At 40.5% G+C, this 19,902-nt stretch carries 18 protein-coding genes and 1 pseudogene; 9 read left to right on the top strand and 10 right to left on the bottom strand.

Annotated features, from left to right (window positions below):
- Positions 1-60: 60 nt before the first annotated feature.
- The 6 genes from H6G40_RS02240 to H6G40_RS02215 all read left to right on the top strand — a co-directional run bounded on the left by H6G40_RS02240 (position 61) and on the right by H6G40_RS02215 (position 7,222).
- Entirely contained in the window at positions 61-1,485 is a 1,425-nt protein-coding gene (locus H6G40_RS02240) for a phosphatidylinositol-specific phospholipase C domain-containing protein (RefSeq protein WP_190537201.1), read from the top strand.
- Between the two features lie 179 nt (positions 1,486-1,664).
- Positions 1,665-2,945 carry a hypothetical protein gene (locus tag H6G40_RS02235; RefSeq protein WP_190537200.1) on the top strand — a complete coding sequence of 427 codons (1,281 nt, stop codon included), beginning with the start codon at positions 1,665-1,667 and terminating at the stop codon, positions 2,943-2,945.
- Positions 2,946-3,068: 123 nt separating this feature from the next.
- On the top strand, positions 3,069-3,527 hold the full coding sequence (locus H6G40_RS02230) for a hypothetical protein (RefSeq protein ID WP_069474269.1): 459 nt from the start codon (positions 3,069-3,071) through the stop codon (positions 3,525-3,527).
- A 130-nt stretch (positions 3,528-3,657) separates the two neighbouring features.
- A complete protein-coding gene (locus tag H6G40_RS02225; RefSeq protein WP_069474268.1) occupies positions 3,658-4,923 on the top strand; it encodes a metal-dependent hydrolase family protein in 1,266 nt (421 codons plus the stop codon).
- Positions 4,923-5,945, top strand: coding sequence for a CobW family GTP-binding protein (locus H6G40_RS02220; RefSeq protein WP_069474267.1), 1,023 nt, complete (start codon positions 4,923-4,925; stop codon positions 5,943-5,945). The genes H6G40_RS02225 and H6G40_RS02220 overlap by 1 nt, the downstream gene beginning before the upstream one ends.
- Before the next feature lie 272 nt (positions 5,946-6,217).
- Complete coding sequence (locus tag H6G40_RS02215; RefSeq protein WP_002738824.1) at positions 6,218-7,222, top strand: hypothetical protein; 1,005 nt, start codon at positions 6,218-6,220, stop codon at positions 7,220-7,222.
- A gap of 178 nt (positions 7,223-7,400) precedes the next feature.
- On the opposite strand, the pseudogene H6G40_RS23015 reads toward H6G40_RS02215, so the two are convergent.
- From H6G40_RS23015 to H6G40_RS02205, 3 genes and pseudogenes are all read right to left on the bottom strand, one after another.
- A pseudogene (locus H6G40_RS23015) lies at positions 7,401-7,866 on the bottom strand (IS4 family transposase); the annotation flags it as partial.
- Between the two features lie 70 nt (positions 7,867-7,936).
- Positions 7,937-10,180 (bottom strand): Piwi domain-containing protein, encoded by a 2,244-nt coding sequence (locus H6G40_RS02210; protein WP_002738866.1) that lies wholly within the window; start codon positions 10,178-10,180, stop codon positions 7,937-7,939.
- Between the two features lie 3 nt (positions 10,181-10,183).
- Positions 10,184-10,975, bottom strand: coding sequence for a PD-(D/E)XK nuclease family protein (locus H6G40_RS02205; RefSeq protein ID WP_002756102.1), 792 nt, complete (start codon positions 10,973-10,975; stop codon positions 10,184-10,186).
- 175 nt (positions 10,976-11,150) lie between these two features.
- On the opposite strand from H6G40_RS02205, the gene H6G40_RS02200 reads away from it, so the two are divergent.
- Positions 11,151-11,507, top strand: coding sequence for a helix-turn-helix domain-containing protein (locus tag H6G40_RS02200; RefSeq protein ID WP_002738811.1), 357 nt, complete (start codon positions 11,151-11,153; stop codon positions 11,505-11,507).
- A 5-nt stretch (positions 11,508-11,512) separates the two neighbouring features.
- Positions 11,513-12,178 carry an ImmA/IrrE family metallo-endopeptidase gene (locus H6G40_RS02195; protein ID WP_002738822.1) on the top strand — a complete coding sequence of 222 codons (666 nt, stop codon included), beginning with the start codon at positions 11,513-11,515 and terminating at the stop codon, positions 12,176-12,178.
- A gap of 40 nt (positions 12,179-12,218) precedes the next feature.
- On the opposite strand, the gene H6G40_RS02190 is transcribed toward H6G40_RS02195, so the two are convergent.
- The 4 genes from H6G40_RS02190 to H6G40_RS02175 all read right to left on the bottom strand — a co-directional run bounded on the left by H6G40_RS02190 (position 12,219) and on the right by H6G40_RS02175 (position 15,815).
- Complete coding sequence (locus H6G40_RS02190; RefSeq protein WP_002739194.1) at positions 12,219-13,214, bottom strand: LysR family transcriptional regulator; 996 nt, start codon at positions 13,212-13,214, stop codon at positions 12,219-12,221.
- A gap of 298 nt (positions 13,215-13,512) precedes the next feature.
- On the bottom strand, positions 13,513-14,268 hold the full coding sequence (locus H6G40_RS02185) for a class I SAM-dependent methyltransferase (RefSeq protein WP_002747785.1): 756 nt from the start codon (positions 14,266-14,268) through the stop codon (positions 13,513-13,515).
- A 252-nt stretch (positions 14,269-14,520) separates the two neighbouring features.
- Positions 14,521-15,075, bottom strand: a complete 555-nt coding sequence (locus tag H6G40_RS02180; RefSeq protein WP_002747783.1) for a YqeG family HAD IIIA-type phosphatase — start codon at positions 15,073-15,075, stop codon at positions 14,521-14,523.
- A gap of 116 nt (positions 15,076-15,191) precedes the next feature.
- Positions 15,192-15,815 (bottom strand): class I SAM-dependent methyltransferase, encoded by a 624-nt coding sequence (locus tag H6G40_RS02175; protein WP_190537198.1) that lies wholly within the window; start codon positions 15,813-15,815, stop codon positions 15,192-15,194.
- Positions 15,816-15,934: 119 nt separating this feature from the next.
- On the opposite strand from H6G40_RS02175, the gene hemH reads away from it, so the two are divergent.
- Positions 15,935-17,098: a ferrochelatase gene (gene hemH / locus H6G40_RS02170; protein ID WP_002738693.1), complete on the top strand. Its 1,164-nt coding sequence runs from the start codon at positions 15,935-15,937 to the stop codon at positions 17,096-17,098.
- 95 nt (positions 17,099-17,193) lie between these two features.
- Here the strand turns inward: hemH and H6G40_RS02165 are convergent, their stop codons facing one another.
- The 3 genes from H6G40_RS02165 to H6G40_RS02155 all read right to left on the bottom strand — a co-directional run bounded on the left by H6G40_RS02165 (position 17,194) and on the right by H6G40_RS02155 (position 19,893).
- Positions 17,194-17,445, bottom strand: a complete 252-nt coding sequence (locus H6G40_RS02165; RefSeq protein ID WP_002739055.1) for a hypothetical protein — start codon at positions 17,443-17,445, stop codon at positions 17,194-17,196.
- 71 nt (positions 17,446-17,516) lie between these two features.
- Positions 17,517-18,642, bottom strand: a protein-coding gene (gene prfB / locus H6G40_RS02160) for a peptide chain release factor 2 (protein WP_190537196.1) whose coding sequence is annotated in 2 segments (ribosomal slippage) — positions 17,517-18,569 and positions 18,571-18,642 — 1,125 coding nt in all. Because the reading frame shifts where the segments join, the coding sequence is not laid out codon by codon here.
- A gap of 138 nt (positions 18,643-18,780) precedes the next feature.
- Entirely contained in the window at positions 18,781-19,893 is a 1,113-nt protein-coding gene (locus tag H6G40_RS02155; RefSeq protein WP_002738458.1) for a DUF3747 domain-containing protein, read from the bottom strand.
- Positions 19,894-19,902 lie beyond the last annotated feature (9 nt).

Genomic DNA, 19,902 nt, shown 5'->3' with positions numbered 1-19,902 from the left:
AACTCAATTAACGACTTTAAAAAGTCAACAATACTCATCTTCATCAAGGAGAAAATTATTATGGGTGCTGGATTTCACATACAAATTGTCAACGCTACGCCATATAACATCAATCAAGTAAAATCCCACAGTTACCAGATGGAGTGGGATCCATCTTCTCAGATTAGTCCTAATTCCTTTACTCAATTTTATGCTGAGTTTAAAGAAACAGTAGGTCATGACAGTATAGATGATGCGGGTGATGTTGAATATACCCTTGAGGGGGTAAGTAACTTTAACTTTACAATTAGTGCTAAAAAGAGTGGAGTTCACGGACTATCAACGCCTGTCCCCTCAGAAGCAGGTTATGGGGTTTTAGTTGAATGGCAAAATATTCCCAATGGTCTTTTTGTTTATCCTACTCCAGATACTACTAATACATCTGCTGTAGGATGGATTCATGATGGAGTAGTAACGATCGCCCTTGGTTATTTCCCTAGTAATACCCAAAACCCAATTAGTTCCTATCCAACCCCTGATTATGGCAGTGGCGGATTAGCAGATGATCAAAGTGTGTTACGTCCTTCCGTATTACACTGGGCTAATAATTGGATGGAATTATTTGCCCCTTGTATTCAAAATCTTTGTCTCAATGAGTTAACCCTGCCAGGCACTCACGATGCCTCAACTTATTGCGCTGGTAGTATTAGCCAAACGTGGGTACAAACTCAATACCAAAACATCAATCAGCAACTTAGTCAAGGTATTCGTGCCCTTGATCTCAGGTTAATGCTTAGTAGTGGCTCAGGGGATAATCAATTTGTTATGTGTCACGGGAGTTTTGCTCTCCCCCTGACTTTAGTAGATTTTCTCAATCAAGTAACGCAATTTTTAGCTGATAATCCCCAAGAATTTGTTATTCTTGACTTACATGATTTTGAGGGAAATTGGACAAGCCAAACCTATCAAGATTTATCTAATCTGATTATCAACACTATTGGACAAGATAAATTAATTCCGCCCTCTGGTATTTCTCAACCCTTAAAAGACCTTTGGCAAACTACTGGCCGAGTTGTAGTTGGTTCTCTCGAATTTCCTGATAGTATGTCTGATTGGTTAGCACAAAATACACCCTTTTGGAGCAGTTCTATTAAACAATATTGGTGTGGTACAAGTGTAACTCTTTGGTCAGACGTGCAGAGTTATTTACAACAACAAATTGACGATATCAACCAACCTAATAATTTTCTCTGGTCATTAATGGCTCAGTATAATTATGAAGGTGCTTATGGAGTACCAGCTAATGTGCCTAAAGAACTCTCTAGCTTTTTCGCTGGTTTAAATGGCATCAAATCTAACATTATTGCCACTGATTGGTGGAATCGCGTCAATACTAGCACCGGACAACTAGAAACCACTGTCAATAATTTTTCTGCTCTCATTAATGGAGTCCCTTTAAACATTTTAAAAGGGTATCGACGGGCAAATAACTTACCCCTATGGTAACTGCCATTAGATAGGCGATCGCCCCTAATTGAGCCTAGTTATCCTAAATCTCTGATACAGTCGGCAGTGGGAATCGGCACGACTCTAAATGGGGAGGGAAAGAAAGGGAAAATAATTAAATTATTTACTTCTGACCTCTCAAGTAATTCTCTTTAACTTCAACTCAAAAGGAGATAATCATGTCTTTTCCCTACACTCAATGTATTTCGGCAATCACTATTCCTGCTGGTGAATATAAGAACTATACTTTTGTCGTCGCTGCTTACCAAAGTGGGATCTCGGTTGGGCAATTTTCACCGAATCCAACCCCACCAAGTTATACTTTAGGGGGGGTGAGTAATCTTGATAATAATGGTGCCAGTACCACTGCTATTGAGTTTCTGCTTGATTACAGCAACACTGACTATTCACCACCTTACTATTTTGTTTACGGATCTGAAGACGAGAATATTTGGCTTAATAGCATTAATCCCGCTACTGGAGGCAGCCACTTCACAAGTAGTAATGTCACGACTCAGATCGCTTCGGAAAAACAACCCGATGCGCCAATTGCCGGACTTTTCTATTATTTCCCCGAAAGCCTTCTTTACGTGGCAGCGTCTAATGGCAACCTCTACTGGTATTCAGTCACTTGGTCTAACGGCGTGCCGAGCTTGTCTTATGTGGGTTCAAACACATCTTATAACGAAGATGGAGCGTCTGGAGCGTCCGTATCTCTGACCTTTTTCCCTGCGAACACGCTAACTAATTACGATTGTCTGTTACTCGGCGGTGTGAAAGAAGCTACGGGGGTTATCTTCAATGCTCAGAACCCATCTTCAACTCCTATCCTTTACGGTTATCACGGCGGATGTACTGCAACTGACGTTTGTAAAGGACCAAATGGCATTTACTGGGCAACCCCGGCTGGCGGTTTACACTATCAGCCCTATAGTGGGTTCAATGCCTCGTTAAGTCCTATTTGGACAGTACCCAGTGGACAGGTCATTTTATCTTTGGCCTACTCACCAAACGCCGGTAATGCAGATCCGGGAAATTATCCAGAGGGAGCAATCTTTATTGCCACGGCTCCGTCCAACCCCTCTAATTCCTCTATGGGCAGTATCTGGGTTGTTGATGTCAAGAGTAATACGGTGGGCAATGCCGCCCAACAGGATGCAACCATCTCAGGGTCCCCTTGGGCGATCATTGCTGATGCCAATCTGACTTATATGTGTGCAACTGGTTCATGTGGTGTTTTCCTAAGTACCTTGGCAGCTTATAATCCAGAATCAAATATTCCTGAGAATGGAATGTTAGTACCAAATCAGGTGACTAGCGGTGTTGGGCATACCTGGATCAGTGATCTTGTTTCCGCCGCCGCGTTGGTTTTTGGCGTGGTGACAGAGGATCCCGTTGCTGTCGGTTGGGCAGTTGCAGGTATTGATGCTGCGGCAATCGATTCCAAAACGGGTTATTAAGCGAATAGGACGCTATAGTACCAGTTGGTTGGTGTGAGAAAAAAAAACAAACTTTCCTCAACCAACCTAACAATCTCTTGAATCAACAAAACTTAATCAAATATTCAAGGAGGTCATCAATTTATGGTTTTATACCGATGCAAAGAAAGCTATACCATCACCGTCAAAGATGAGGATGGATCTTTTTTATGGAATTTTAATAACTTTCCCTGCGATTTTGTCGGAGACAGACGGGGTGAAGCCGATATGGGAGCTATTCCTTTTGAGTTTAAACCCTACAATATACCTCTAGTGGTTGCCAATGCTAGATTGTTTTCTGTCTTGGGTTTTGATGATCCCTCTTGGGTGGGAAGTCCCTTAGATATTCATCTCTGCTTTGCCGCTGATAATGGGATGCAGTCGATTACTTTAATCCCCAATAAAACGGCGGGTTTTGATGTAATTGAAGACAGCGAACGTTGTAACATCCTTCGTCATGTCTATAATAGTCGTTCCTATTTTGAAATTCTGTTAGGTAGTACACAAGAAAACGCGGATACGGATACCATTTGGCTACATACTATGAATGTCTATCAAGACTAACCATTAAAGCGGATTCGCTAACTATCAACTTGAATTGGCCTATTCATCCAGTGGAAGTCGAGATATTAAGCGATCGCCTAGCTCAAGACTAATAAAAACGCTGAAAAAATTAACAACAGGAGAAACAACGATGACTGGTACTAATTCCACTAGCCCAAATTATGTAATCGTCACCGATCAATATTGGGATGGTTTGGCTGATAATCCCCTTGGTGCCACGGAAATTCGCGTCGAAAATGGGAATATCACTGCGATCGCTACAACAGTTGATCACAGCAACGCTCAAATTATTGAACTAAAAGGACACACCGTTACCCCTGGTTTCATTGATTGTCATGTTCATATTACCTTCTGTGAAGGGGATCCTACAATTCCAGAAAATCCTTATATGGTGACAGTGCCATTAATGACCCTTTATAGCTTAAATCCCCTGAAAATACTGTTAATGAACGGTTTTACTACTGTACGGGAAGTGGGTTGTCCCGATCCAGAATTTATTACCGTCGATCTCAAAAAAGCGATCGCCAATGGCTGGATTATTGGACCAGATCTATTGGTAGCACCTCACCTGATTTCAGCCCAAGGAGGACATGGTGATTTTACCTCTTTAGTTGCTTTTCAGTTCAGACCAGAAAAATTTGAAGTAGCAGACGGAACAGCAGAAATTATCCGCATAGTACGGGAAGAAATTCGCTCAGGAGCAGATTGGATTAAATTCTGTGCCACAGGGGGTTTTAGCTCTCCTACGGATGATCCGAGTCAAACCACCTATTCCCAAGAGGAGATGAATATTCTGGTTAGTACCGCCAAAGATTTCGGTATTTCTGCTTGTCCTCACGCTTATGGAGGGGAAGGGGTTCAACGTGCTGTTAATGCGGGGGTACGTTCCATTGAACATGGTAATCTTGCCAGTTCCGAGACTTTGCAATTGATGGAAGAGAAAGGAGTTTATCTGGTACCAACTCAATACACTGTTTTAGAAAAAGCTCGCAATGCTAATAATCCTGAATATTGGCAAAATCGTTCTCCTTGGCAACACGCTAAATATCAAAAATATGCCTCTCAACTGATTGCTTGTGCTGATAATTTAGCTAAAAGTAACGTTAAGATTGCTTTTGGTACTGATGCGGGAACTTTTCCTCATATAGATAACTGGAAAGAGTTTCCAGCGATGGTTCAAAATGGGATTACTCCTTTACGCGCTTTAAAAGCAGCAACTACTGTAGCGGCTGAATTATTAATGCAGCCGAATATTGGTGCGTTAGCGGTGGGGAAATTTGCTGATATTATCGCTATGCCGGGTAATCCTTTTGAGGATATTAATGTTACTGGTAAAGTTGATTTTGTCATGAAACGGGGAGTCATCTATAAACAACCATCGGGAGGACAAGTATAATGGTTTTGTCATCAAATCTCTGGAAGACACCAGTAACACTGCTGACGGGTTTTTTAGGTGCGGGTAAAACTACTTTACTTAACTCCATTCTTAAGGGTAAAAGTGATCGCCGTTTCGGCATACTTGTCAATGATTTTGGTAGTCTTAATATTGATCAGATGTTAATTAAAAATAGAGACGATGATCTAATCACTCTTGAGGGAGGTTGTGTTTGTTGTAATTTACAAAATAATCTGGTTAATTCTCTTCCCAAAATCCTATCTCTCCGTCCAGATCAGATATTAATTGAAGCCAGTGGAATTGCTAACCCTTATACCCTGTTACAAACCCTAAAGCGTCCAGTTTTAAGTAGAATAATTCGCTTGGAAAGCATTATTACCCTAGTTGATGCTACCTATCTACCCCAAATTTGTGAACCATCTGGAAAAATTAACTATCAAGATTTGCTAATTGATCAAATTTCGGCTGCTGATATTGTGGTTCTCAATAAAATTGATTTGATTGATGAAAAAGCACAAATTAATGCTAGTCAAATTATCCAAAAAATAGCACCTTGGGTGCGTTTGTTAAAAGGGAGTTATGGGGATGTTTCCCTAGATTTATTATTAGGATTTAGGGACTCATTTCCCGTTCGTTCTGTATCTAGTCAATTAAAATCTAATCCCTCGGATAACTTTCATACTTGGAGTTATGAAAGTGTTCGCCCTTTTCAGTTATTAACCCTGGGAAAAATATTAGGGAAATTACCCGTAACTGTATTGCGAGCCAAGGGTATTTTATCTACTGTTGAACATCCCAATAGAGGAGTAATTTTGCAACAAGTGGGGCCGAGAATTACCTTAGAAATAGGCGAAGAATGGGGTAATAATCCACCCTTTACCCAATTGGTATTAATTAGCAAGGAGGCAATTAATACAAACATATTACAAGATCAATTAGATAGCTGTTTAAGAGTAGAGGATTTTGAGGTAAATTCAAAAACTCAAACTAAGGATAATTTTATTTTAAGTAACGAAATGTAACAAATATATCACAATTATCCAGGGTCAAACGTTTTACTAATGTGACAACGAGAAAGTGGCTAGAAAGTTATCAAAAAACTGGGTTTAAAACCTCCTCCTTCTAGGGGGACTTTATGTTAGAATTTTAGTAATCTAGAAAACCCGCCCTATCCTAGAGAAAGTCCTGCAACGGATTGACCCTGAGCGTAGCCGAAGGGTCAACGTCGAGTAAGGGGAAGCTGCAGAGATAGCCTTTTCATTCTATTAATCAATCTAAAAAGTCCCCAAAAAATATGATAACTTCCACTCCAGTCAAAAAAAATGACGATATTAACGCCTTAAATGCGGATATTCGGGAAGTTTTATTAGAGGTTTTGCCGATAATTTCTCCTGAATTACAACTAGAAATTGCTAACTTAGTTCAACAGATTCATCATCTGAATTATTTGATTTATAAAAAAAGTAATAGCTGGAAAATTGGTTGGTTTATTTTTAACAATGATCCAACTAAATTGATTTTGTTATTAGAGGAAATTAAATATATATTGCTCATGGCAAAAACTAATAAAGTCGGGGTTGATGCTATTCGAGGATTCAGAGTTAATCTAGAAAAGGAAATTAATAATAGTCGCTATTTTTTGTGGGGACATATTCTAAATGGATTTAGTTCTATCTATTCTACAAGATCAGTCCCATTCAAAATATTTTTAGGTTTATCTATTACAACTTTTTTATCTATTATTGCCCTCAAATTTTCTGCTCAAGAAATTTACATATTTGATGATAATTTACACCAGAAATCCTCTCAAAAGGAGGCACTTATTTCAAAACCATTACCTCAAGCAAACTCCCCAGTACCCATTCCTTCTAGTAGTTATTCAGAACAGTTAAAATCATCGAGTGATACGATAAATCCTAATCGGCATATATTTTATGGTTTAGTTTATGCGGCAACAGCAGGAGTGTTGGGAAGTGTTGCGAGTATTTTACTCAGAATTATCGACTTTACAGACAAAAAATATGACGACCCCCTCATTCCTCTTTTTATTGGTTTGTTTAGACCCTTAATTGGTCTAATTTTCGGTATTTTTATCTTTAGTTTAATTAGCTCAGATACGTTGATTAAAATTGATTTTATGATTACCCAGGATCAAAATTCTTCTAGTTTAATAACAAACAAAGCCCGTCAGGATTTATTTATCTTCTCCTGTGCTTTTTTAGTGGGATTTAGTGAAAGATTTGCCTCAGATTTACTGAAAAAAACTGAATCGGAATTAATTGAAGAAAAAGAAAAATAATGTTATTGGCTAAATTATAGGGACTTTTGCGGATTCAAGATATACAATAAGTAGTCATGCAAAATAAATTTCCTAGTGAAGACAGGCAAGAGGCAATAGGCAAGAGGCAAAAGCTTTATCGAAATGTGTAATTAATTTTGCTTAGGTACTTAACAGCAGTGGGCAAAATAATTGCGGAGATCAAGAAAGTAACCGTTCGCATCCGTTCATCGCTGTTTGAGTTGCCTTTTTTCTTCTTGAGCATCCACCAGAGAATGGGTATAGCTACCCCTTCATGGACAATGCCGACTGTGAGGATGTTGTAGTGATGACTACCAAATGACCAATTGGTGCGGTCAATACTCAATACCCAGGGTTGAGAGATATGGAGCCACTGGACTACAATGGGAGCTATTTGAGAGTAATCTCTCTCGAAGTCCCCAAACAAGCGTTGTCATCGTTTGTAATGGGACTCTACCAATACCCGACCGTCAAAACCTAGAGCTAATTCCTTGAGGTTGACGGTTTTTACTTTCAACAGAGCCAGTAAGAAGAAAGCGAGGAAAGAGAGTCTTGCTCCGTGCCATCCCTTGAGGAGGTTTGAGAGCTTGTTTCAATGCGTTATATTGGTTCCTAGGGGTTTCAAGATTAGTGCTATTTTTGATAAAACCCTACTCCCGCCTACTTTTCCAGCTTTTTGTCCTGTACTTAGGAGAATTTACATAATTTTCCTCTCTAAAGCCAGAATTGACAATCATCTTCTAATAAACTAGGACAAATTCCTTGTAAGCGTCGATAAGCAATAGCATCCGCTCCATACAAAGGGATAGGTAAACGGGGTTCTTTGAGAGAACCATAGTGAAGTAAAGTTAATTTTAACGTAGTGTCAACTAACTGTTTTAAATTTACTTGATCTCCTAATTCATGAACTTTTAAGCGCAAGGGACGAGGAACACCTATTTGTTCAGACACTTGGGACGTTATCAGGATAACTTCCCGCTTTGATAAAGCAAAAGCTAATCCTTTTGAGGGAGCATTTATCTGTTTTTGCTCAAAATTATAAAGTCTAGGAATGCCAGTTTTATAACATTCTACGAGAATAAATTTAGCATTAATCGCTCTAGCTCTTGCTAGTAAATTCTCAATCTCCTTTCCTTGAAATTTACCATCTCTGTAAATGAGAACTGTCTGATTTTTTAGTTCAGCTTGCGGTAAACAATTTTCCAGAATACGTTGAGGAATTTCTTCTCCCTCGGTTAAACTATCTTCTACCCGACAGCGAACAAATTCTCCCTGTTTTCCATATAGTCGCACACTTGCACAAACATTGAGACTCCCCGGAAGATTTTTTTTAGGCATCCTTCCCACATCTAAACCAATAAAATAATCGGCAATTTCTAGAGGTTCAGCAAGGACATAGGGTAAATTTCCTAATTTGGCTAGGATTCCGGGGACAACTTGATTGAGAATATTCTTATAGTTGCTCTTATCATTTAAAGTTTTCTCATAAATCATTTGAGTTATAACTCCACGCTCCAAAAACTTTTTTTTAATCCACGAATATAAACTTCCTTCTTCAGTATTATCAGCATTGCGATCCTCTTGAGGAAGAAATACTAAAGCAATATCTACAGGAATTTCTCCTCCAATTAATTGATCAACTGCTTCTTCCAGTCTAGCTCTTTTTTCAAATCCTACACCTTCAACAGAGAAATTTATTTGATTCTCTGCTGGCAAAATGGTCTCAAATTTATAAAGTTCTAATCGCTTTTCTAATTGTTCTCTAAAATCTCCCACTTTCAAATTAGCTGGTTTCAGAATAGCTAAACGAATTTTACGAGCAGGATCCTCATATTCTCGATGACGTTGATATACACCCCCCTTCGATAATCCTTTGAGAGTTTCTCTTTTTTCTCCCCTTTCTTCCTTACCAAATAAGATGGGAGTTTGCTCAAGAGAAATAGAAGGAGTCCAAAATAATGCGGGGTATTCTTGGCTGTTAATACTTTTTTCTTTTAACTGAAACCCAAAGTTATTTAAAGTCTTTTGTGCCTCCTGCTTATACAATTTTAATCGTTCTTGTCGTTCAGCATAGAAGATTTTTGTTTCCTTTAATAACTCTCCGTAATTGACTTGAAATAAACTCTCATCTTTATCTGTCATACAGGGTTTTAAAGCTGCCAATGGATAAATATACTCCTTGGGATTTTTGCCAAATTGTACCGCCACCACTGGCTGCCCAAGATGAGCTTCTTCTAATTTTCTTCGACTAATTGAACCCGTAGCTTTTTTTAATAAATATTCTCTTCTTTCCCCAATTGTACCCGCTATTCTAATAATTTTAGCTGTCCCATTAGTTTCTATAGTTTTAACCTTTAAACCTACTAATAATTTAGCCGCATCTTGTCTATAGGGATGATTTTCATAAAACTGTTCTAAATCTCCACTATAGACAATACTACTTTCAAGAGTTAAACAAATAGCTGGATCGGTGTCATTGATGATTTCTGCCCAAAAGTTAACTTCTCTCCTTACCTGTACTTGGTTTTCACTTATCTGACTATCTTTGGGAAAAACTATTGGATAGGAAAATTTACCAAATATTTTCAGAATTCTAACTGCTAATTGTGCTGTAACTAAAGCTGTTATCTGAAAGTCTTTTAGCCAATGAATAGAATAATAGTGATCGCCAATATCTTCTCGTAAAACCTCTTGAATATCTGATAAAGCTTCTTTCCACTGTTGTGGAGAGGGAAGAGATTTTTCATCTTTAGCTAATACCCAAAAACAATTATCTTCAAAAATAACCACCACAGCAGGAAACTTCCGACTGAATTGCCAACCAAAACGATTACCTATTTTTCTAGTAACTTGATGATTAAGCTTAAAACAATTTAAACAATTATTCTTGAGAGTTAAGGAACTAATTTCACTCAAAAATATTGGAGAGTTGGCTGTTTTAGTTTCTGTGTAATTCATGATCTAAACCTCCTTATTTGCATAATCACAAATCGATGTAAACGGACAATAACGACAGACATAGCCACTTTGAGGCGGAAAAATATGATAAAAATCTTTGGGGTGATCTTTATATTTTTGTAGTTGTTGCTGATGTTTTTTGGCCAGGGAAGCTAGTTCGATTTTAACTGCTTCTATTGCCTCAGAAGACAGGGATATTTTTTCTGAGCTTGTTTGGGTTTCTAAATTGTAAAAAGAAGCGACAATTTTTTTCTGAGGATAACGGTAACTAGCCGCCAGTAAATAAACATGAGCCTGACGACGATCAAAATTAGATTGACCAGTTTTCAAATCTAAAATATGTATAGTGTCATCGGCTTCTCTAAAAATACAATCAAAGGCAGCGGACAAATTAAACCGATATTTGCCTTGCTCGATAACAATAGGTTCTGGATAACCTTCATCGCCTCTAGATAAATTAATAATCTCTTGATTCAATAAAATTGGTTGTTGATAGTAATTGTTTAAAATTACTAAAACCCTAGCTTGAATTTCTGGCGATTCTTGATTTAATTGCAGGATTTTTGCCACTTGTTCCACCCCATGGGAACCTGATAATCTCACTGGCTCTTGATGAAACTCAAAAACTCCCCTTTGTGCCAACTTACCAATTTTTTGCGGTTGATTATCTTCTGATAATAATCTTTGGACTTCTGGTTCTTTGTTTCGCGCTTTTTCAAACCCCCGTTTTGTCTGACAATGCCAATTCTCATAGCCAATCGCTGGTTTTAGTGATCGCCAAAGACTATAGCTCATCGGAGGATACCAAGGCTTTTTGGGGGACTGGCAGGACAAGATTTTTTCCCTCGGTCAGGATAATGCTAGGATGACATTGACTAAAATAATCAACGCCAATGAACTAACTTTAGCCTATGTTGACTGAAATAGTCAACCCTTGATATAATTTTTTTGAGCGGTTGGGAGAAAAGCAGTGTCAGAAACATTTGGACAGGTTATCCGCAAAGCTCGTCGAGAGGAGGAATATAGTCAGAGAGAACTAGCTAAGTTGATTGGGGTGGACTATACCTATCTATCGAAGCTAGAAAATGATCATGCGGGTTATCCTCCTAGTCAGCAGGTTATTGAGTCCTTAGCGACTCATTTAAAATTAAATGCTCAAACTCTAGGAGAATTAGCAGGACGACTGAGTTCAGATGATCAAAAAGTCTTCAAAGAGTTAGTTCAAAAATACCAGCAAATGCCAATTTTATTGCGTCGCATGAAAGACAATCCCAATTTTGCCCAAAAAATTATTTCTGAGGCGACAAAATTAGAACCAGAGGAGTAAATATCTTGGATATTATTAAACCCTATAGTTTTATTCCCAAAACAGTGATTGAAGCTCAGGCAGACAATATTCTCAAGAAAGTAAAAGCTAATCGTCGTCGTCCCTTAAGAAATTGCGATATTGCGGAAGCAGTGGCTGATTATTTTGATTTGGCTATTGAATGGACGGACATAAAGCCAGATCAAGAGGGAGAAATCGCCGCAATGATTATTCCCACAGAAAAGAAAATTATTCTCAATGAAGATGTAAAATTCTTAAAAGATTCTCACAATTCATCCCTAGCAAAAGAAGGTTTTAAAAATTCGAGTTTAGCCCATGAAATTGGTCATTTTGTCCTTCATATTAATCAAACAGCCGTCTCTAACTTTTTGGATCGAATCAATCAGGGAGATTCCCTAGAGACAATTCAACCTTTTCTATGTCGGACAGTTGATTCTAGCCAAAGAATTGAATGGCAAGCCCAATATTTTGCCAGTTGTTTACTAATGGCGATGAGTGAGCTAGAGAAAGCCATCAAGGGCCGTGACTTGACTAAATGGGGACATCTGTATGCGATCGCCGACGAGTTGGGAGTAACTATTACTAATCTTAGAAGTCGTTTAGAAAGTCTCCATTGGATCAAAGTCGATAAAAAAGTAATTTATCCCGGCAGTAATTTTCCCAAGAAATAGCTTCAATGTTCCGAGGAAGATTTTGCCCATCTCGATCGACTTATTTACTAATAATTTCGGCGGTTTGTGAGTTAGGAATCGGTTCAAAGTTGTGGTCGTCAGCCAGATATTCCGGATAGGTGGAGAATTGGGGTAGTATTTCTAGGGTAAAAGCTTCGGCCGCTTTTGAGCGATAACGATTCGGGTTAATAATTACCGACAAAGTGCGACGTACCTCCACATCTTTAATTCTGGTAGCGTGGATCACGCCCATTTGTAGTTCTTTTTCGATCGCTGTCACCGAGACAAAAGCCGCCCCTAAACCGGATTGTACGGCATTTTTAATCGCCTCGATCGAGTTCAGTTCCATCTCCACTTTTAAGCGTTTGGTATCGATCTCGCAACGAGTTAAAACCTTATCAATGACTTTGCGAATCGTCGATTGGGAATCGAGGGTGATAAATTTTAGTCGATATAAATCCTCTTTTTGAATCATTTCTACCTTAGACAGAGGATGAAAAATAGGCAGGACTAAAGCCAGTTCATCGTCTGCGTAGGGGATAATCCGCAGGGTTTCTTGTAATTCGGCGGGAACTTCTCCCCCGATAATGGCTAAATCCACTTGACCGTTAAAAACACCCCAAGAGGTGCGACGGGTGGAATGAACTTGTAGCTGTACGGATACTTCTGGGTATTTTTGCCGAAACAGTCCGATCATGCGGGGAAGAAGATAAGTCCCCGTGGTTTGGGAAGCACCGATGATTAGGGTTCCCCCTTGCAGATTTTGTAGATCTTCGATCGCCCGACAGGTTTCTTGACAGAGAGTGATAATTTTTTCGCCGTAGTTTAAGAGTAGGTGTCCCGCTTCTGTTAATTGAGCTTTCCGACCGCCTCGGTCAAATAACGGCACATTTAGCTGTTTTTCGAGGTTTTGTACCTGAAGACTGACCGCCGGCTGGGATACATACAGGGTATCTGCCGCCCGTTTAAAGCTTCCCTCAGCAGCGATCGCTTTGAGAATTCTCAGTTGGTCTAGGGTGAAAGGAATGTCGGTCATAGAAAGCCTCAAAAACATCGACAGGAGAAGGGGATGACAACAGCGACAAATCTTAAGTCAGTGCAGATAAATACACTGAATTGACAGTACCACACCACGGGGATCAATACTTCAGCTAGTTCGATGATCGCTTATTTTAGTCCTCAGCCGTCAGTAGTCAACAGTCAACAGTCTGGAGATTGCTTTTATTTATTCTCACCACTCCCCTCTCGCCACTTCCCAATTAATAATTAGGGTCATAGTGGCAAGGTTAATTCTAATTTTTCTATCATCCGCTGCTTTGATTGTTTTCAAGCAATTATTGATTTTTTCGATAACAGCGCACGGTAATGTGATAGGGATGAAAAATCTCTAGGAAATCTTTTTGTAGGGTTTGAAAAAAGTTCTCAATAATTTTGGGATCGTCGATATGAAAGGGATATTCTTGATTAAAACCTTTGAAAAAATACCAGTTAATAATTAGTTTTCCTCCGGGTTTTAACCAGTCATAAAACTTTTTGAGTTGGGCTTTAGGTGAGGGCAAATGCTCGATGACATCCAAACAGATAATCGTGTCAAATTTTAGCTGATCGGGTATTTCTGTATAGAATGAGAGCTTATTAGCATCGAGATTTAATTGCTTGGCACGAAAGCGCACAAATTGATGATGTAGGGGATTAAGATCACAATAGATCACCTGTTCAACCTTAGAATTCATTGCGGCAGCCAGGGCATGAGTACCGATTCCGCCACCAAAATCTAAGACTTTTCCGCTACCGTAATTGTCAATTAATTTCAGGGTTTCCCCGATATATTCTTGACTGGATAAATGCCAAGCCGATAATTCAAATAAATAGTTTTCTTTGACTTTTTCCTGATAGAAATAATCTGGATCTGTCCAAGAAAAGTCTTGATGAGCTAAGGCCGCTAAGGAATCTTTTGCTGTTGCTAGTTTTGCTTGTAAAATTTCTTGGTCTAATTGTAAAAAGTCTTGTAGGTGTGACTCCAAATCAAAGCAATTGCGCTCGAATTCCGCGACCGAGGAGGATGATAGCAGGGAAGAATCTAGATTCATATATACAGTGAGGGCGGGGAGAATTAACTGAGAAACAGCTTCTCATTATCCCACAGTTTGGCCAAATTATAGCAGCAAGTTTTCGTTAAAACAGTAGTGCCAGCTTTTGGCGTATATCCGCAAAAACTGGCACCGTCTATCTACTGACTTTCATATATTTAAGGTCTTTATCTCGGCTGACCTCATTTCAAATCATATATAGTATTTTCTACTTTTCGCCATTTACCTCTATACTTAAGTATTTTTTAATATTTACTTTTGTGAGGATTGGTCAGGTTTTATGAAGTAATGCTGCGGATGGAGGGAAACGCCGAGAATTTGTGATATCCACACCTCAAAATCGTGGATTGGATAAGCTGCCCCCCCCGTCAAGGGATTTACCATTGGTTTCACCAGAATGGTAAACATTCCCAGACGATTTCCCGCTAAAACATCGGTAAACAAGCGATCGCCAACCATAGCAATTTGTTGGGGGGGGAGACTCATGGCTGCCATCGCTTGCCGGAGTTTGCGTCGAGAGGGTTTCACCGCACCGAGAAGGTAGGGAAGTTGTAAATTATCAGCGATCGCACCGATGCGATTTTCACTCAGATTATTGCTGACCAACCAAATCGGTAGATAAAGACGCAAGGAATCGACCCAACGCTGTAAATCGTCAGAAACCGTCGTTTCCTGGAGGGGAACAAGGGTATCATCCACATCGAGAATCAATCCCTTAATCTGATGCTGACTCAAAATCTCCAGAGTGAGACCGAGAATCGTATCCCCTAAAATTAAATCGGGTTGTAGAATTTTTGCTCTAGTCATTAACTTCTCAAAAATAACTGGCAGCGAGTCGATCGAACTCAGCTTGATTAAAAAACCGTTGCCTTATTCAGTATAAATGACCGACAGCCCCTGAAAATCTTGCCTGGCCTATCTCTTCACTTGGCCGCTTGAATCACCTGTAAACTACCACCAGCGTATAATTTTTGTTGACAATCACGAAAACCGATCGCCTGTAAAGATTGGATCAGGTCGCTATCGATAAACTGCCAAGCGGTATCGGTTTCAAATAATTGCAAAAATAGGGCTAAAGAAGGCCAAAAAAGCGGGTTAGTGGGTCGATGAAAATCCACGAGGGCAAAAATTCCCCCCGGTCTGAGAACTCGATACACTTCTTTAAGGATTTCCTCTAACTGCTCTGGTTCCATTTCGTGGAGAGCGGCGCTAGTATGCACAAGGGCGAATTCTCCGGCACTAAAGGGCATTTTTTCGGCTAATCCCTCCACATAATGCGCTTGCGGTACCGCTAAACTAGCTCGCTCCAGGGCCCGGGGAGAGACATCTAAACCCGTACAGCGATCGGATAGGGGGACTAAATAACGGGTGGTTTGACCCGCACCACAACAGAGATCGAGGATAGGGTCATTTTTAGCGATTTTTAAACCTTCTAGAGCCAATTGCCGAAAACGGGTCTCCCCACCCACTGCTAGGGCAGCCAGACGGGAGATACCATCGTAAAGCCATTGATATTGATAACTGAGGGGACGTAAAATAGTAGCCAAGATCAACCTCCAAAATTTGATTAAGTTCTCTGTAGCCTGTAATTTGTTTTAACGGTTCCACCGATATATTGTTAAACTTGGTAAAGAATCTGAAAATTTAAAAATTATCTGTTAACACTATGGGTCGCGTTGGCGTTTTATTATTAAATTTGGGTGGGCCGGAGCGGTTAGAGGATGTGCGTCCTTTTCTATTTAACCTTTTTTCTGACCCAGAGATCATCCGTTTACCGATCAAAGGATTACAAAAACCGTTAGCTTGGTTAATATCGACGCTAAGAGCGAGTAAATCCCAGGAAAATTACCGTCAGATTGGTGGTGGCTCCCCTTTACTCAAGATTACGGAAGCACAGGCCACGGCACTGCAACAACGTCTCGCGGAAATGGGCCGCGAGGTGAGCGTTTATATCGGGATGCGTTACTGGAATCCCTTCACCGAAGAAGCGATCGAGCGGATTAAACGGGATCATATCAAAAAATTAGTTATTCTCCCCCTTTATCCCCAATTTTCCATCAGCACCAGTGGTTCCAGTTTTCGTGTGCTGGAGGAAATGTGGCAGCAGGATCCCTATCTGCGTTTAACGGAATATACTCTCATCCCCTCTTGGTACGATCATCCCACTTATCTGAGTGCTATGGCCGATCTGATTGCGCGAGAGTTAGAACAGTGTGCTAATCCTGACCAAGTACATATCTTTTTTAGCGCCCATGGTGTCCCCCAAAGTTATGTGGAGGAAGCGGGAGATCCCTATCAAAGGGAAATTGAAGAATGTACTAGGGCGATCATGCGTACTCTAAACCGACCCAATCAGTACACTTTAGCCTATCAAAGTCGCGTCGGTCCGGTGGAATGGCTAAAACCCTATACTGAAGATGCTTTAAAAGAGTTGGGAGAGCAGGGAATTAAGAATTTATTGGTCGTGCCGATTAGCTTTGTCTCGGAACACATCGAAACCCTGCAAGAAATCGATATAGAGTACCGAGAAGTGGCGGAAGAAGCGGGAATTGAACATTTTCAGCGAGTACCGGCTCTTAACACTCACCCGATGTTTATCGAATCTCTCTCCCAGTTAGTGGTCAAATCCCTAGAGGAAAAACCCACCACTTTCGAGCAAATTACCCATCCGAAAGCGAATATGAAAATGTATCCCCAGGAACGTTGGGAATGGGGGATGACAACGGCAGCCGAGGTGTGGAATGGTCGATTAGCGATGATCGGTTTTCTGGCAATTATTATCGAATTAATTACCGGTCAAGGACCGTTACATTTTGTTGGTTTATTATAACCTCAAGCTTCGTTGCCATTGCTTTTGATGGTAACTACCAAAATAAGGTTGGGTTTAACTATATTTAACCCAACCTTTGGCGATTTTATCTTCTCTTAGGACATCATATTCGCAGAACGAACATTAACGTTAACTTCTAGCCTACCATTGCCGAGCATATCTAACCCAGTGACGCTAAACAGATTAGCTTTAATCCCCCTTTCCTGAAAATTAGCCTGTAATTCTTTGATGAGAACCTCTTCCACTTTCCCCTCATCATCTGCTAGAGCTTGGACGATTTTAGCAGCGAAAGAGCCAATTTTTGCGCTCAATATTTCTTCCACATTGGTAATCTCGATAATAACCATTGATTTTTCTTCTTAGTAGAGGACAAATAGCATAAGAACAGAATTTGTAAGAAAATAGAGCTGCTCTCATCTTAGGAATCAGTATAACCCGCACTGTTCCCCCCTAAACGTAAATAGGCTTCAATAAAGCTATCTAAATCCCCATTCATTACCCCAGTAACATCGGTGGTTTCCACATTACTACGGAGATCCTTAACCAATTGATAGGGATGAAAAACATAGTTACGGATTTGATTGCCCCAAGCGGCCTCCACCATATCGCCGCGAATTTCAGCGATCGCTTGAGCCTGTTGTTCCCGAGCAATAATTAACAATTTCGCCTTTAATAAAGCTAGGGCTTTTTCTTTATTTTGTAATTGCGATCGCTCTTGGGTACAACGTACAGCGATACCTGTGGGAAGATGAACTACACGCACGGCAGTTTCCACTTTATTAACATTTTGTCCACCTTTTCCCCCCGATCTAGTGGTGGTAATTTCTAAATCTTTATCGGGAATTTCTACCCTCACCGCATCATCGCCCAAAATTGGCATCACTTCCACCCCAGCGAAACTGGTTTGACGTTTACCATTAGCATTAAAAGGGGAAATTCTGACTAACCGATGGGTGCCTTTTTCTCCTTTTAGATAACCGTAAGCATAAGTTCCAGCAATTTCAATTGTCACCGATTTAATTCCCGCTTCATCTCCTTCTGATATTTCTGCTAAAGTGACTTTATAACCCTGTTTCTCGGCCCAGCGAGAATACATTCTCAGGAGCATTTCTGTCCAATCTTGGGCATCGGTTCCCCCGGCCCCCGCATTAATCGTTAAAACCGCTCCTTTTGCGTCGTATGGACCATTTAAAAGCTGTTGCAATTCCCAGCGATCGAGGTCATGCTGTAAATGAGTTAAATTGTCCGTTGCTTCTTCTAGTAAAGTTCGATCGGATTCTAATTCTAATAACTCGATAATTGCCTTAGTATCTTCTAATTGTTCACACCAACCCTGATAGGTTTCTAAAGAAGATTTACATTCGTTTAGTTCTTGCAGGGTTTTTTGAGCAGTATCGGGATTATCCCAAAAAGTGGGGACGGCTGCCACCTGTTCTAAGTCTTTAATTTTGGCCTTTAAAGTGGGTAAGTCAAAGATAGTCCTGGGTTTTACCCAGGCGCGATCCTACTATCTCGATACCTTTTTTTAGTTCCGATATTTCCATGTTATCAGTTAAGTAAGTGGTTATAATTAAATAGACGATAGATTTTGCCTTTGATCTCCCCCGTCCCCCTTGATAAACGGGGGCCGATCCCCCCTTAATCCCCCCTTAATAAGGGGGGCATCTAACAATTTTTAACGGCTAAAATGGTACGATCGATCCGCGCAGGGGAGCAAGACTTTGTAAAGCGTTTTCAGCCTTATCACGACTGCTAAAAGCGCCTATTTGCCAGAGGGAACGACCTTTGTAGGAAGTGGGGAAAGCGTCGGGATAGAGAGAACGAACCCTAGTGCGATCGCTATCGGTTTTAGCTTCAATTACTACTTTAAAACCTTGGCGGCCACTATTGCTCATATTACCACTACTGGGATTAGCAGCCGGTCGATTAAAAGTAATCACATCCGATAAACTTCTCTGATTGCCTAGGTTGCGCGGCGGCGGTGGTGGTACAATTGCATTAGTATTCTGGGAATTGGGAGGAGTTAGGGGGGGTAAATTAGGGGTAACTGGGGACGGTGGGGTTAAATTTGGCTCTGGTACTGGATTAGTGGCCACTGGCTGAGGATTGCTCTCTACTGCTGTTTCTGCAGCGGTAAAGGTATATTCTCGCACTTCGGGATCACCGGAAGGATTAACCGGTGTTTCTGCTTTGACGGATTCTCTGGGGGGGGAATAACTATTACCCGCGAGTAATTCCGGGGGAGGATTGAAACTGGGACTATCGGCAGTTAGATAGATATGACTGAGATTTTGACCGGCTAGACTGCGTTTAGTAAAGCGCCAGCCATCGATGAGATAAATTTGGATTAAACCGGTCCCTAAACCTTTTGTCCGTCCAATAATTACCTCTGATTGTCTGGGATTGCGGGGAGTTCCCACGAGGACTAATTCCCCGTTGCGTTGTACGATACGCAGCAGGTATTCTAAACCGTAATCTTTGCCCTGAATGCGAAGGGAATAACCGTTACTGTCGGTGGCTCGTTCACAACTGCCGGTAAAATCGAAATCGAGGAGGAGAGGCTGAACAATGGTCGGTTCTCTGCCATTTACCGCCCAACATTGGCGTTTTCTGGGAATTTGTTGCAAAATCAGCAAATCGTATTTACCGTTACCGTAGGGACGGGCAATAGCGATAAAATCCTCTTGATTAACTTCTCGTTGTTCAAAGAGAGTTGCTTGACTGGGTGTCGTCAGGAGACAACCCCCCAGAAGTGAAAACAGTAGGGTAAATTTTAGGGATGATTTTAGATTCATAAATAGGGA

It is taken from the genome of Microcystis viridis FACHB-1342, from assembly GCF_014698335.1.
Classification (GTDB): Bacteria; Cyanobacteriota; Cyanobacteriia; order Cyanobacteriales; family Microcystaceae; genus Microcystis; species Microcystis ichthyoblabe_A.
This window is presented reverse-complemented; position numbering and strand designations above follow the sequence as displayed.

What these genes read in the sequence shown, in the direction of transcription:
- H6G40_RS02240 (WP_190537201.1), top strand. Translation starts at nt 61, where the DNA reads ATGGGTGCTGGATTTCACATACAAATTGTCAACGCTACGCCATATAAC.
- H6G40_RS02235 (WP_190537200.1), top strand. Translation starts at nt 1,665, where the DNA reads ATGTCTTTTCCCTACACTCAATGTATTTCGGCAATCACTATTCCTGCT.
- H6G40_RS02230 (WP_069474269.1), top strand. Translation starts at nt 3,069, where the DNA reads ATGGTTTTATACCGATGCAAAGAAAGCTATACCATCACCGTCAAAGAT.
- H6G40_RS02225 (WP_069474268.1), top strand. Translation starts at nt 3,658, where the DNA reads ATGACTGGTACTAATTCCACTAGCCCAAATTATGTAATCGTCACCGAT.
- H6G40_RS02220 (WP_069474267.1), top strand. Translation starts at nt 4,923, where the DNA reads ATGGTTTTGTCATCAAATCTCTGGAAGACACCAGTAACACTGCTGACG.
- H6G40_RS02215 (WP_002738824.1), top strand. Translation starts at nt 6,218, where the DNA reads ATGATAACTTCCACTCCAGTCAAAAAAAATGACGATATTAACGCCTTA.
- H6G40_RS02210 (WP_002738866.1), bottom strand. Translation starts at nt 10,180, where the DNA reads ATGAATTACACAGAAACTAAAACAGCCAACTCTCCAATATTTTTGAGT.
- H6G40_RS02205 (WP_002756102.1), bottom strand. Translation starts at nt 10,975, where the DNA reads ATGAGCTATAGTCTTTGGCGATCACTAAAACCAGCGATTGGCTATGAG.
- H6G40_RS02190 (WP_002739194.1), bottom strand. Translation starts at nt 13,214, where the DNA reads ATGACCGACATTCCTTTCACCCTAGACCAACTGAGAATTCTCAAAGCG.
- H6G40_RS02185 (WP_002747785.1), bottom strand. Translation starts at nt 14,268, where the DNA reads ATGAATCTAGATTCTTCCCTGCTATCATCCTCCTCGGTCGCGGAATTC.
- H6G40_RS02180 (WP_002747783.1), bottom strand. Translation starts at nt 15,075, where the DNA reads ATGACTAGAGCAAAAATTCTACAACCCGATTTAATTTTAGGGGATACG.
- hemH (WP_002738693.1), top strand. Translation starts at nt 15,935, where the DNA reads ATGGGTCGCGTTGGCGTTTTATTATTAAATTTGGGTGGGCCGGAGCGG.
- H6G40_RS02165 (WP_002739055.1), bottom strand. Translation starts at nt 17,445, where the DNA reads ATGGTTATTATCGAGATTACCAATGTGGAAGAAATATTGAGCGCAAAA.
- H6G40_RS02155 (WP_002738458.1), bottom strand. Translation starts at nt 19,893, where the DNA reads ATGAATCTAAAATCATCCCTAAAATTTACCCTACTGTTTTCACTTCTG.